The sequence below is a fragment of the Serratia sp. X10 genome (assembly GCF_017811775.1).
Classification (GTDB): Bacteria; Pseudomonadota; Gammaproteobacteria; order Enterobacterales; family Enterobacteriaceae; genus Serratia; species Serratia ureilytica.
The window spans coordinates 73,469-85,386 of record NZ_JAEIOH010000001.1 but is presented as its reverse complement, the minus strand read 5'-3'; the positions used below and the strand labels follow the sequence as shown (position 1 = coordinate 85,386).

8 protein-coding genes are annotated in these 11,918 nt (G+C 58.8%); 4 read left to right on the top strand and 4 right to left on the bottom strand.

What is annotated here, in order from left to right; translation table 11 throughout:
- Positions 1-128: 128 nt before the first annotated feature.
- From aroA to ansB, 3 genes are all read right to left on the bottom strand, one after another.
- The gene (gene aroA, locus J9788_RS00390; protein WP_182264794.1) at positions 129-1,415 is read right to left on the bottom strand and encodes a 3-phosphoshikimate 1-carboxyvinyltransferase; all 1,287 of its coding nucleotides are present in this window, start codon (positions 1,413-1,415) and stop codon (positions 129-131) included.
- A 113-nt stretch (positions 1,416-1,528) separates the two neighbouring features.
- Positions 1,529-2,614, bottom strand: coding sequence for a 3-phosphoserine/phosphohydroxythreonine transaminase (gene serC, locus J9788_RS00385; protein ID WP_182264795.1), 1,086 nt, complete (start codon positions 2,612-2,614; stop codon positions 1,529-1,531).
- A 302-nt stretch (positions 2,615-2,916) separates the two neighbouring features.
- Positions 2,917-3,963 (bottom strand): L-asparaginase 2, encoded by a 1,047-nt coding sequence (gene ansB, locus J9788_RS00380; RefSeq protein ID WP_182264796.1) that lies wholly within the window; start codon positions 3,961-3,963, stop codon positions 2,917-2,919.
- Between the two features lie 148 nt (positions 3,964-4,111).
- On the opposite strand from ansB, the gene ycaO reads away from it, so the two are divergent.
- The 4 genes from ycaO to pflA all read left to right on the top strand — a co-directional run bounded on the left by ycaO (position 4,112) and on the right by pflA (position 10,555).
- Positions 4,112-5,875 carry a 30S ribosomal protein S12 methylthiotransferase accessory factor YcaO gene (gene ycaO / locus J9788_RS00375; protein ID WP_182264797.1) on the top strand — a complete coding sequence of 588 codons (1,764 nt, stop codon included), beginning with the start codon at positions 4,112-4,114 and terminating at the stop codon, positions 5,873-5,875.
- 460 nt (positions 5,876-6,335) lie between these two features.
- Entirely contained in the window at positions 6,336-7,196 is an 861-nt protein-coding gene (gene focA / locus J9788_RS00370; protein ID WP_019454548.1) for a formate transporter FocA, read from the top strand.
- A 54-nt stretch (positions 7,197-7,250) separates the two neighbouring features.
- Positions 7,251-9,533, top strand: a complete 2,283-nt coding sequence (gene pflB, locus J9788_RS00365) for a formate C-acetyltransferase (protein ID WP_046897072.1) — start codon at positions 7,251-7,253, stop codon at positions 9,531-9,533.
- A gap of 281 nt (positions 9,534-9,814) precedes the next feature.
- Positions 9,815-10,555: a pyruvate formate lyase 1-activating protein gene (gene pflA / locus J9788_RS00360; RefSeq protein ID WP_031299859.1), complete on the top strand. Its 741-nt coding sequence runs from the start codon at positions 9,815-9,817 to the stop codon at positions 10,553-10,555.
- 49 nt (positions 10,556-10,604) lie between these two features.
- On the opposite strand, the gene J9788_RS00355 is transcribed toward pflA, so the two are convergent.
- On the bottom strand, positions 10,605-11,756 hold the full coding sequence (locus J9788_RS00355; RefSeq protein WP_015377323.1) for an MFS transporter: 1,152 nt from the start codon (positions 11,754-11,756) through the stop codon (positions 10,605-10,607).
- Positions 11,757-11,918 lie beyond the last annotated feature (162 nt).

The following is an 11,918-nucleotide window of genomic DNA, read 5'->3' as shown; positions in this document are numbered from 1 at the left end:
TACCCTGGAACTGTCCGGTTGTTGAAAATAAGCGCACAACCGCGAAAAAGTATAGAAGAAACGCCGGTCGCCGGGGGTTAAAAACGATAAAGGCCCGCAAAGGGGCCTTAAAAGAAATGATCTGACGGTTACGCCGGCTGGCTGATGCGCGCCAGCTGTTCGAAATAGTCCGGGAAGGTTTTCGCGGTGCACTTCGGATCGAGGATCGTCACCGGGGTATCCGACAACGCCACCAGCGAGAAGCACATCGCCATGCGGTGATCGTTGTAGGTGCCGATCTCGGCGAACTGCAGTTTGGCCGGCGGCATGACGTGAATGTAGTCTTCGCCCTCGTCCACTTCCGCCCCCACTTTACGCAGCTCGGTGGCCATCGCCGCCAGACGGTCAGTCTCCTTCACCCGCCAGTTGTAGATATTGCGGATGGTGGTCGGCCCCTCGGCGAACAGCGCTGCGGTGGCGATGGTCATCGCCGCATCCGGAATGTGGTTCATGTCCATATCGATGCCGCGCAGTTCACCGCGGCTGCACTCGATGAAATCGTCGCCCCAGGTGATGCGCGCCCCCATCTTCTCCAACACATCGGCGAATTTGGTGTCACCCTGCACGCTTTTGCGGCCGATGCCGGTCACGCGCACGGTGCCGCCTTTGATCGCCGCCGCCGCCAGGAAGTAGGACGCGGAAGAAGCGTCGCCTTCAACCAGATAGTCGCCCGGCGCGATATACGTCTGGCGCCCCTGAATGTGGAACACCCGGTAATTGTCGTGGCTCACCGATACGCCGAAGGTGCGCATCAGGTGCAGCGTGATGTCGATGTACGGCTTGGAAACCAACTCGCCCTTGATGTGGATCTGCGTATCCTGCGGCGCCAGCGGCGCGGTCATCAGCAACGCGGTCAGGAACTGGCTGGAGACGCTGCCGTCAACGGTGACGTCGCCGCCCTGGAAGCCGCCGCGCAGGCGAATCGGCGGATAATCGGTCTGTTCGAGGTAATCAATCTGCGCCCCACCCTGGCGCAACGCGTCCACCAAATGGCCGATCGGACGTTCTTTCATGCGGGGTTCCCCGGTCAGCACCACGTCGCCTTCGCCGAGGCACAGCGCCGCCGCCAGTGGGCGCATCGCGGTGCCGGCGTTGCCGAGGAACAGTTCCAGCGGCTGGTCGGCCACCAGCGGCCCGGCCACGCCGGTGACTTCACACACGATGCGGTCGGCGGAAAGCCGGTAGTTCACGCCCAACGCCTGCAGCGCATTCAGCATATGACGCACGTCGTCGCTGTCCAGCAGGTTGGTCAGCCGGGTCGTGCCTTTCGCCAGCGCAGCCAGCAGCAGAGCACGGTTGGAAACGCTCTTGGAGCCGGGTAAGTTGACGGTGCCATTGACCAGGGCGACCGGTTGTAACGTCAGGGAATCCACCATGTGAACAAAACTCTCCAATTCTGATAAACGAAACGGCTCCGGAATAATGCCGGAGCCGCTTTAATGCAAAAGGACAACAGCCTGGTCAGCCCGCGCCCGGCGAGCTGACGGGATCAACCGTGACGACGCTCGAAATCGGTCATAAAGTCGGTCAGCGCCTGTACGCCGGCCAGCGGCATCGCATTGTAAATAGAAGCGCGCATGCCGCCAACTACCCGGTGGCCTTTCAGCGCCTGCAGGCCGATGGCCTCGGCTTCGCTGAGGAACACCTTATCCAGCGCTGCATCGGCCAGCTGGAACGGCACGTTCATCCACGAGCGGTTGGCGATGGCAACCTGGCTGCGGTAGAAGTCGGATTTATCGATGGTCGCATACAGCAACTCGGCCTTGGCCTGATTGCGTTTTTGCATCTCCACCAGGCCGCCCTGTTCTTTCAGCCATTTGAACACCAGCCCGGACAGGTACCAGGCGAAGGTCGGCGGGGTGTTGAACATCGAATCGTTCTCGGCCAACACGGTGTAATCGAGGATCGACGGCACTTCTTTACGCGCCTTGCCCAACAGATCGTCACGCACGATCACCAGCGTCAGGCCGGCCGGGCCGATATTTTTCTGCGCGCCGGCGTAAATCACGCCGAAGCGGCTGACGTCGAGCGGGCGGGACAGGATGGTCGAGGAGTAATCGCCGATCACCACTTTGTCGCCGAAGTCCGGCGTTTCATCGATGGCCACGCCGTCGATGGTCTCATTCGGGCAATAGTGCACGTAAGCCGCGTCGTTGCTCAGCTGCCACTCTTTCATCGGCTTGATGCCGCTCAGGCCGTCGATGCGGGTTTTCACGTCGATGACGTTCGGAGCGCAATACTTTTCCGCTTCCTTGATGGCGCTGTGCGCCCAATAGCCGCCGTCGATATAGTCGGCGGTAGCCTTGTCGCCCAGCAGGTTCAGCGGCAGCGCGGCGAATTGCGCGCGCGCGCCACCATGGCAAAACAGCACTTTATAGTTGGAGGGGACTTTCAGCAGATCGCGCAGATCCTGTTCCGCCTGCTCGGCAACGGCGATGAATTCTTTGCTGCGGTGACTGATCTCCATCACTGACGTTCCCAGGCCGTGCCAGTTGCACAGTTCCTGTTCCGCACGACGCAACACTTCCACCGGCAGCATCGCCGGGCCAGAGCTAAAATTATAAACCTGAGTCATTTCCCCTCACCACATTCACTGTTCGCCGCAGAAAAGCGACCTGTCGAAAAGACGCCCGAAGTTAACGCTCGCGTTAACCAACCCTCCGGTTTTATCACTCACGCCCCATGGCTGCAACGCTTATTCGCCCGCCGGCGGCAAACAGGCGCACCGGGTGATGACAGGCTCTGCGGTCGTCGCGTTTTTTTGGACTATAAAACCCTACGACATGGGGAAATTCAGCGGGTTAACGCGGTGTTTTATGCTGTATTCAGCCGAGATGGCTGCGGGAGCCCGGACGGCCCCCGCAGGAGAGAAAACGATCAGTACTGATTGAACATTTGCTGGATCTGCTTCGCATCTTTCGTTTGCGTCAACGCCAGCTGCAGCAGAATGCGCGCCTTTTGCGGATTCAGCGTGCCGGCGGCCACGAAGCCGTACTTGGCGTCGTCCACTTCCGCATCCTCGGTGGTGGTGCCGGTCGGCACGCGCGAAGAACGCACCACCGCCACGCCGCTGTGCGCCGCCGTCGCCAGGGTGTCGAACACGGTTTTATACAGGTTGCCGTTGCCGACCCCGGCGCTGACGATGCCCTGGTACCCTTCGGCGATCAGCGCCTTGACCGGCGCATCGGAGGCATTGGCGTAGTTGTAGACGATGCCGACCTTCGGCAGTTCGTTCAGCTTGCTGACGTCGAACGGCGTCTCCCGGGTGTGCTTGCGCTGCGGCGAACGCTGATAATCGATCTTGCCGTTGTGGATATACCCGAGCGGGCCGAAGTTCGGCGACTGGAAGGTCTGCACGGCGGTGGTGCTGGTTTTGGTGACATCTCGTGCGTCCAGCACGCTGTCATTCATCGCCACCAGCACCCCGCGGTTGGCCGATTGCGGATCCGCCGCCGTCACCACCGCGTTATACAGGTTGAACGGGCCGTCGGCGCTCATCGCCGTCGCCGGCCGCATCGCCCCGACCAGCACTACCGGCTTGTCGCACTTCACCGTCAGATCGAGGAAATAGGCCGTCTCTTCCAGCGTATCGGTGCCGTGGGTGATGACGAAGCCGTCGGTTTTGCCGCAGTCGGCGTCAATTTTCTTCGCCAACGTCAGCCAGACCTGATCGTTCATGTCCTGCGAGCCGATGTTAACCACCTGCTCCCCCTGCACGTTGGCGATGTTCTTCAGCGCCGGCACCGCATCGACCAGCGCCTCGACGCCCAGTTTGCCCGCGGTATAGTTGGATTTCGTCGCCGAATCGCCGCCGCCGGCGATGGTGCCGCCGGTCGCCAGCAGGGTGATGTTGGGCAGCGCCAGCGCCGAGGCGCTGACGCCGGTCAACAAAAGGGTTAACACGCTGAGTTTCACTGATTTCATTAGATTTCTCCGTGACAGATAACTCGCTGAATTATGGCCTTTATCCTTAAAAAAACTGTGACTTTGCCGCCGCTTTAGGAATACGTGGAGCTCCAGCGTAAAACCCCGTATCATTGCGCGTTTTTAGTACGCGCAAAAAGTGAAGACAATGACGCAAACTTTTATCCCCGGTAAAGACGCCGCCCTGGAAGATTCCATCGCCCGTTTCCAGCAGAAACTGAGCGATCTCGGTTTCAACATCGAAGAAGCCTCCTGGCTGAACCCGGTGCCGCACGTATGGTCGGTGCACATTCGCGATCGCGATTGCCCGCTGTGCTTCACCAACGGCAAAGGCGCCAGCAAAAAAGCCGCGTTGGCCTCTGCGCTGGGTGAATATTTCGAGCGCCTGTCCACCAACTACTTCTTCGCCGATTTCTATCTGGGCAAGCAGATCGCCGAAGGCGACTTCGTGCACTACCCGAATGAGAAATGGTTCCCGATCCCGGCGGACGATGCGCTGCCGGCCGGCATCCTCGACGAGCGTCTGCACGCCTTCTACGATCCGCAACAAGAGCTGAGCGCCAGCGATCTTGTCGATCTGCAGTCCGGCAATGCCGATCGCGGCATCTGCGCGCTGCCGTTCACCCGTCAGTCCGATCAGCAAACGGTATACATTCCGATGAACATCATCGGCAACCTGTATGTTTCCAACGGCATGTCCGCCGGCAACACCGCCAACGAAGCGCGCGTGCAGGGCCTGTCGGAAGTGTTCGAGCGCTATGTGAAAAACCGCATTATCGCCGAATCCATCAGCCTGCCGGCGATCCCGGACGAGGTGCTGAACCGCTACCCGGGCGTGGTGGAAGCCATCGCCAAGCTGGAAGAGGAAGGTTTCCCGATCCTCTCCTACGACGCCTCGCTGGGCGGCAACTATCCGGTGATCTGCGTGGTGCTGTTCAACCCGGCCAACGGCACCTGCTTCGCCTCGTTCGGCGCGCACCCGGACTTCGGCGTGGCGCTGGAGCGTACGGTGACCGAACTGCTGCAGGGCCGCAGCCTGAAAGATCTCGACGTGTTCACCGCGCCGACCTTCGATGACGAAGAAGTGGCGGAACACACCAACCTGGAAACGCACTTCATCGACTCCAGCGGCCTGATCTCGTGGGATCTGTTCAAGCAGGACGCGGACTATCCGTTCGTTGACTGGAACTTCAGCGGCAGCACGCAGGAAGAGTTCGCCACCCTGATGAGCATCTTCGACAAAGAAGACGCGGAAGTGTACATCGCCGACTACGAACACCTGGGCGTCTACGCTTGCCGCATCATCGTGCCGGGCATGTCCGATATCTACCCGGCGGAAGACCTGCTGCTGGCCAACAACAGCATGGGCGCGCACCTGCGCGATACGCTGCTGGCGTTGCCGGGCAGCGAGTGGGAGCCGGAAGAATACCTGGCGCTGATCGAGCAGTTGGACGACGAAGGGCTGGACGATTTCACCCGCGTACGCGAACTGCTGGGCATTGCCAGCGGCAAAGACAACGCCTGGTATACCCTGCGCGTGGGCGAGCTGAAGTCGATGCTGGCGCTGGCGGGCGGCGATCTGGATCAGGCGCTGATTTGGACCGAGTGGACGCAGGACTTCAACGCCTCGGTGCTGAGCCCGGCGCGCAGCAACTACTACCGTTGCCTGCAAACGCTGTTGCTGCTGGCGCAGGAGCCTGAGCGCGAAGCGGCGCAATACTATACCGCGTTCGTGAAAATGTACGGCCAGGAAGCGGTGGACGCGGCCTCGGCCGCCATCAGCGGTGAAGAGCGCTTCAACGGGCTGTTCGCCGTCGATGCCGATCTGAAGGCGTTGCCGGCCCATCAGGCGCTGCTGGCGGCCTACGAGAAGCTGCAGGCGGCCAAGCGCCGTCACTGGGCCAAGGCCTAATCGCCATTGGGGGTACCGCCACTTTTGGGGTACCCTCCCCGGTCAAACGCCGCACTCCGCTGCGGCGTTTTCATTTTGCGGTTTATTTCAACGCATTCTGTTTTATTTTCCCGCAGGAAAATAGGCGGTTAAACGAGCATAAGAATAAATAAACCGGCGATTGTTGCCGGACGGTGAAATAATAATTAACCGATAATTAAACTTTCAGCGGCGAACGGCGACAAAACGCCTAAAAATTTAACTTTGACACCCTCGGCACACCGGGTGAATTCAAAAAAAATTGCAAACATTAAAAAAATGTTTTTTGTTTAAATTCAATAAATTAAACACAAAAACCACACGGAAAGCATGCCATTTTGGCGCTCTACTTCCCCGCCTTATGATCCAAATCAAATTTTCCCCTATACTGCTTTGCTAGTATCTCATTGCGTTGTTTTAACCCTTAAGAGCGAGAGTTAGTTTGAAAACTGACAGCCCATTCGATCTGATTTTACCTGCGGCAACGGCGAAAATCGCTGAAGATGCCGGCGTGTATAAAGCCACCAAACATCCGCTGAAAACGTTTTATTTGGCGATCACCGCCGGTGTCTTCATTTCCATTGCCTTCGTTTTCTACATCACGGCGACCACCGGCACTGCCGGCGTGCCTTTCGGGCTGGCGAAACTGGTCGGCGGCATCTGTTTCTCTCTCGGGTTAATGCTGGTGGTGGTGTCGGGCGCCGACCTGTTCACCTCTACCGTGCTTATCGTCATCGCCAAGGCCAGCGGCCGCATCAGCTGGGGCCAACTGGGCGCCAACTGGCTGAACGTTTATCTCGGCAACCTGGTCGGCGCGCTGTTCTTCGTGGCGCTGATCTGGTTCTCTGGCGAGTATATGGTCGCCAACGGCCAGTGGGGCCTGAATGTTCTGCAAACCGCGGACCACAAGCTGCATCACACCTTTATCGAAGCCGTCTGCCTCGGCATTCTGGCTAACCTGATGGTCTGCCTGGCGGTCTGGATGAGCTACTCCGGCCGTACCCTGACCGACAAGATGCTCGCCATGGTGCTGCCGGTCGGTATGTTTGTCGCCAGCGGCTTCGAACACAGCATCGCCAACATGTTTATGATCCCTATGGGCATCGTGGTCAAACACTTCGCCACGCCGGAATTCTGGCAAGCCGTAGGGGCGGTACCTGAGCAATTCGCTCATCTGACAGTAAGCAACTTCATCATCGACAACCTGATTCCGGTCACCATTGGTAACATCATCGGCGGCGGTCTGCTGGTTGGGTTGACTTACTGGGTAATTTATCTGCGCGGGGGCCGCGAACAGCACTAAGCTGTGAGTTACCGCGCGCAGAGTTAGAAATCCACAATCAAAGGTAGGTGTACAATGACCGAACTTAACGAGAAATTAGCCAACGCTTGGGAAGGTTTCAGCAAGGGTGACTGGCAGAATGAAGTCAACGTTCGTGACTTCATCCAGAAAAACTACACGCCTTATGAAGGTGACGAATCCTTCCTGGCTGGCGCAACTCAAGCCACCACCACCTTGTGGGACAAGGTTATGGAAGGGATCAAACTGGAAAACCGCACTCATGCGCCGGTTGATTTCGACACCAACGTTGCTTCAACCATCGTTTCTCACGACGCGGGTTACATCGCCAAAGAGCTGGAAACCATCGTGGGTCTGCAGACCGACGCCCCTCTGAAACGCGCGCTGATCCCGTTCGGCGGCATCAAAATGGTCGAAGGTTCGTGCAAAGTGTACGGCCGCGAACTGGATCCGCAGCTGAAAAAAGTGTTCACCGAATACCGTAAAACCCACAACCAGGGCGTATTCGACGTTTACACCAAAGACATCCTGAACTGCCGTAAATCCGGCGTGCTGACCGGTCTGCCAGACGCTTACGGCCGTGGCCGCATCATCGGCGACTACCGCCGCGTGGCGCTGTACGGCATCGACTTCCTGATGGCCGACAAGCTGAACCAGTTCAAATCGCTGCAGGAAAAACTGGAAAACGGCGAAGACCTGGAAATGACCATCCAGCTGCGCGAAGAGATCGCTGAACAGCATCGCGCGCTGGCTCAGATCAAAGAGATGGCCGCCAAATACGGTTACGACATCTCCGGCCCGGCCACCAGCGCCCAAGAAGCGGTGCAGTGGACCTACTTCGCCTACCTGGCCGCGGTGAAATCCCAGAACGGCGCCGCCATGTCCTTCGGCCGCGTGTCCACCTTCCTCGACGTGTTCATCGAGCGTGACATCAAGGCGGGCAAACTGACCGAAGAGCAAGCGCAGGAACTGATCGACCACCTGGTGATGAAACTGCGTATGGTGCGCTTCCTGCGTACCCCTGAGTACGATGAACTGTTCTCCGGCGACCCAATCTGGGCGACCGAATCCCTGGCCGGTATGGGCGTCGACGGCCGTACCCTGGTCACCAAAAACAGCTTCCGCTTCCTGAACACCCTGTACACCATGGGGCCGTCTCCGGAGCCGAACATGACCATCCTGTGGTCTGAGAAGCTGCCGCTGAACTTCAAGAAATTCGCGGCGAAAGTGTCCATCGACACCTCTTCCGTACAGTACGAAAACGACGACCTGATGCGTCCTGACTTCAACAACGATGACTACGCCATCGCCTGTTGCGTCAGCCCGATGATCGTCGGTAAGCAAATGCAGTTCTTCGGCGCCCGCGCCAACCTGGCGAAAACCATGCTTTACGCCATCAACGGCGGCGTTGACGAGAAACTGAAAATGCAGGTCGGCCCGAAAGAAGCGCCGATGATGGACGAAGTGCTGGACTATGACAAAGTCATGGCCCGCATGGACCACTTTATGGATTGGCTGGCCAAGCAGTACGTGACCGCGCTGAACATCATTCACTACATGCACGACAAGTACAGCTACGAAGCTGCGCTGATGGCGCTGCATGACCGTGACGTTTATCGCACGATGGCTTGCGGCATTGCCGGTCTGTCCGTTGCAGCCGACTCCCTGTCCGCCATCAAGTACGCGAAAGTCACCACCATTCGCGACGAAGACGGCCTGGCTATCGACTTCAAAGTGGAAGGCGAGTATCCACAGTTCGGTAACAACGACGCCCGCGTCGATGACATCGCCTGCGACCTGGTGGAACGTTTCATGAAGAAAATTCAGAAACTGCGCACCTACCGCAACGCGGTACCGACCCAGTCCGTACTGACCATCACCTCCAACGTGGTGTACGGTAAGAAAACCGGTAACACCCCGGATGGCCGCCGCGCCGGCGCACCGTTCGGCCCAGGTGCCAACCCGATGCACGGCCGCGACCAGAAAGGCGCAGTCGCCTCCCTGACCTCGGTAGCCAAACTGCCGTTTGCCTACGCGAAAGACGGGATCTCCTACACCTTCTCCATCGTGCCTAACGCGCTGGGTAAAGACGACGACGTGCGTAAAGCCAACCTGGCGGGCCTGATGGATGGTTACTTCCACCATGAAGCCTCCATCGAAGGCGGCCAGCACCTGAACGTCAACGTAATGAACCGCGAAATGCTGCTGGACGCGATGGAAAACCCTGAGAAATACCCTCAGCTGACCATCCGCGTCTCCGGTTACGCCGTGCGCTTCAACTCGCTGACCAAAGAGCAACAGCAGGACGTCATTACTCGTACCTTCACTCAAACGATGTAATGCGCCAGCCGGGCGGGAAACCGCCCGGTAGCAACGTCAGGGCCGGTTCTGCCGGCCCTTTTCTCCCACCGCTCTCCCCTGACTCTGTACGAGTCTGTTTTGCCGGACATCTATACTGAATGGATAGCCGGCAAAACAATTATCCGGCAACTGACCGGCCGACAGGCATCATTACCCCCGGTGGCGGGCTCACTCCGCCACTGCATCGCAGATACCTGGCCGGCGGCCACGCGCCTATTTTTAGACTGCGTTTGACAGTCAATATTGGAGAAAACCCCGCAATGTCAGTAACTGGTCGCATCCACTCCTTCGAATCCTGCGGCACCGTCGACGGGCCAGGGATCCGCTTTATCGTCTTCTTCCAGGGCTGCCTGATGCGCTGCCTCTATTGCCATAACCGCGACACCTGGGATACCCACGGCGGCAAAGAAGTGACCGTCGAAGAGCTGATGAAAGACGCGGTGGCCTACCGCCACTTCATGAACGCTTCCGGCGGCGGCGTGACCGCATCCGGCGGCGAAGCGATCCTGCAGGCTGAATTCGTGCGCGACTGGTTCCGCGCCTGCCACGCCGAAGGCATCAATACCTGCCTGGATACCAACGGCTTCGTGCGCCGCTACGATCCGGTGATCGACGAGCTGCTGGACACTACCGATCTGGTGATGCTGGATCTGAAACAGATGAACGATGAGATCCACCAGAATCTGGTCGGCGTTTCCAACCATCGCACGCTGGAATTCGCCCGCTACCTGGCGAAACGCAACCAGCGCACCTGGATCCGTTACGTGGTGGTGCCGGGTTGGTCAGACGACGATAAATCGGCGCACCTGCTGGGCGAGTTCACCAAAGACATGACCAACATCGAGAAAATCGAGCTGCTGCCTTACCACGAGCTGGGCAAGCACAAATGGATAGCGATGGGGGAAGAGTACAAACTGGACGGCGTGCATCCGCCGAAGGCCGAGACCATGGACCGCGTCAAAGGCATCCTGGAAAGCTACGGCCACAAAGTGATCTACTGACTGACGCAGCGCCAAAGAAAAAACCGGCTCATGGCCGGTTTTTTTATGCTCAGGCGGCGGCGAACGGCGTGTGATGGCGATCCGGCTTCTGCTTCTTCAGCAGCATCAGCAGGTAAACCAGCGCCACGGCGGCGATCATCACGAACAGCACGCGATCGGAGTAGTTTTGCATCAGCAGCGCCGTCATTGATGGGCCCAGCAGGCTGCCGATGGTGTAGCTCATCAGCAGCGCCTGGTTCATCGCCACCAGTTCGTGCGGCAGCGCCTTCTCGCAGGCCCAGGACATCGCCACCGGGTACAGGGTAAAACCGGCGCAGCCGAGGATGAACAGCGAAGGCGCCATGGCGTAGTTGCCAAGCATCGCCACGCTGGCGAGGATCACTACGAACACCTGAATGCGCAGCACCAGCAGGCGCCCGTAACGATCGGCCAGACGCCCGACCGGCCATTGGCCGACGATGCCGGAGCTGACCAGCAGCGCCATCCAGTAACCGACGTTGGCGTCGCTCATGCCCTGATGAGAGAGGTACAGCGGCATCAGGCCGTACAGCGAACCGAGCACGATGCCGGAGATGATGCAGCCGTTGATGCCGAGGCGCGCGCTGCGGCGTCTCAACATTGTCCACACCGCTGCCTGCTGCGGCTCGTCTTCATGGCGGTTGACCCGCGCGAACAGCATCGGCAGCATGGCGCTGATCACGATGGCGGTCACCCACGGCACCACGTGCAGCAATTCGGTCGAGGTCATGCTCAACAGTAACTGGCCGGTCACCGTACCGAGGTAATAGACAATCATATAGGCCGCCAGCAGCTGGCCACGGTTGCTCAAATTGCCGCTGCGCAAAAGCGCGCTCTCCACGATCACCCAGATCCAGGCGCAACCGACGCCGGCGAAGAAGCGCCAGCCCAGCCAGCTCCAGAAATCGATCGACAGCACCATGCCGGCGGTCGCGGCGGCGAACAGCAAACAAGAGAGATGATAGCTGCGGGTGAAGCCAACGCGCTGGATCAGTTTGCCCGCTACCAACGTGCCCAACAGGTTGCCGCTGAAATAAGAGGAGCTGACCATACCCACTTGCCAGGTCGACAGCTGAGCATGGGTTAACCAAAGCGGCACTAACGTATTCAAAACGGCAATGGATACCGTGAGCAGCAAGAGGCCGCAGAGCAATAAGAGCACCGGGCGGGAGTAAGCGGACATAGTGAAATTGTGACCGAACGCGCAATGAGAGTGCGCGCATCATGCCACTGGCGATAAAAAAGTCAATCGCCTCTTATCATTCCAGCGCACGATTTGTTTCCGGCTAAGCGGCTGAAAAAGCGCTATGCTCAGCGCAGAGCGGATTTAACGACGGAGAAGCGA

Coding starts and splice junctions, on each gene's coding strand:
- aroA (WP_182264794.1), bottom strand. CDS start 1,415: ATGGTGGATTCCCTGACGTTACAACCGGTCGCCCTGGTCAATGGCACC.
- serC (WP_182264795.1), bottom strand. CDS start 2,614: ATGACTCAGGTTTATAATTTTAGCTCTGGCCCGGCGATGCTGCCGGTG.
- ansB (WP_182264796.1), bottom strand. CDS start 3,963: ATGAAATCAGTGAAACTCAGCGTGTTAACCCTTTTGTTGACCGGCGTC.
- ycaO (WP_182264797.1), top strand. CDS start 4,112: ATGACGCAAACTTTTATCCCCGGTAAAGACGCCGCCCTGGAAGATTCC.
- pflB (WP_046897072.1), top strand. CDS start 7,251: ATGACCGAACTTAACGAGAAATTAGCCAACGCTTGGGAAGGTTTCAGC.
- pflA (WP_031299859.1), top strand. CDS start 9,815: ATGTCAGTAACTGGTCGCATCCACTCCTTCGAATCCTGCGGCACCGTC.
- J9788_RS00355 (WP_015377323.1), bottom strand. CDS start 11,756: ATGTCCGCTTACTCCCGCCCGGTGCTCTTATTGCTCTGCGGCCTCTTG.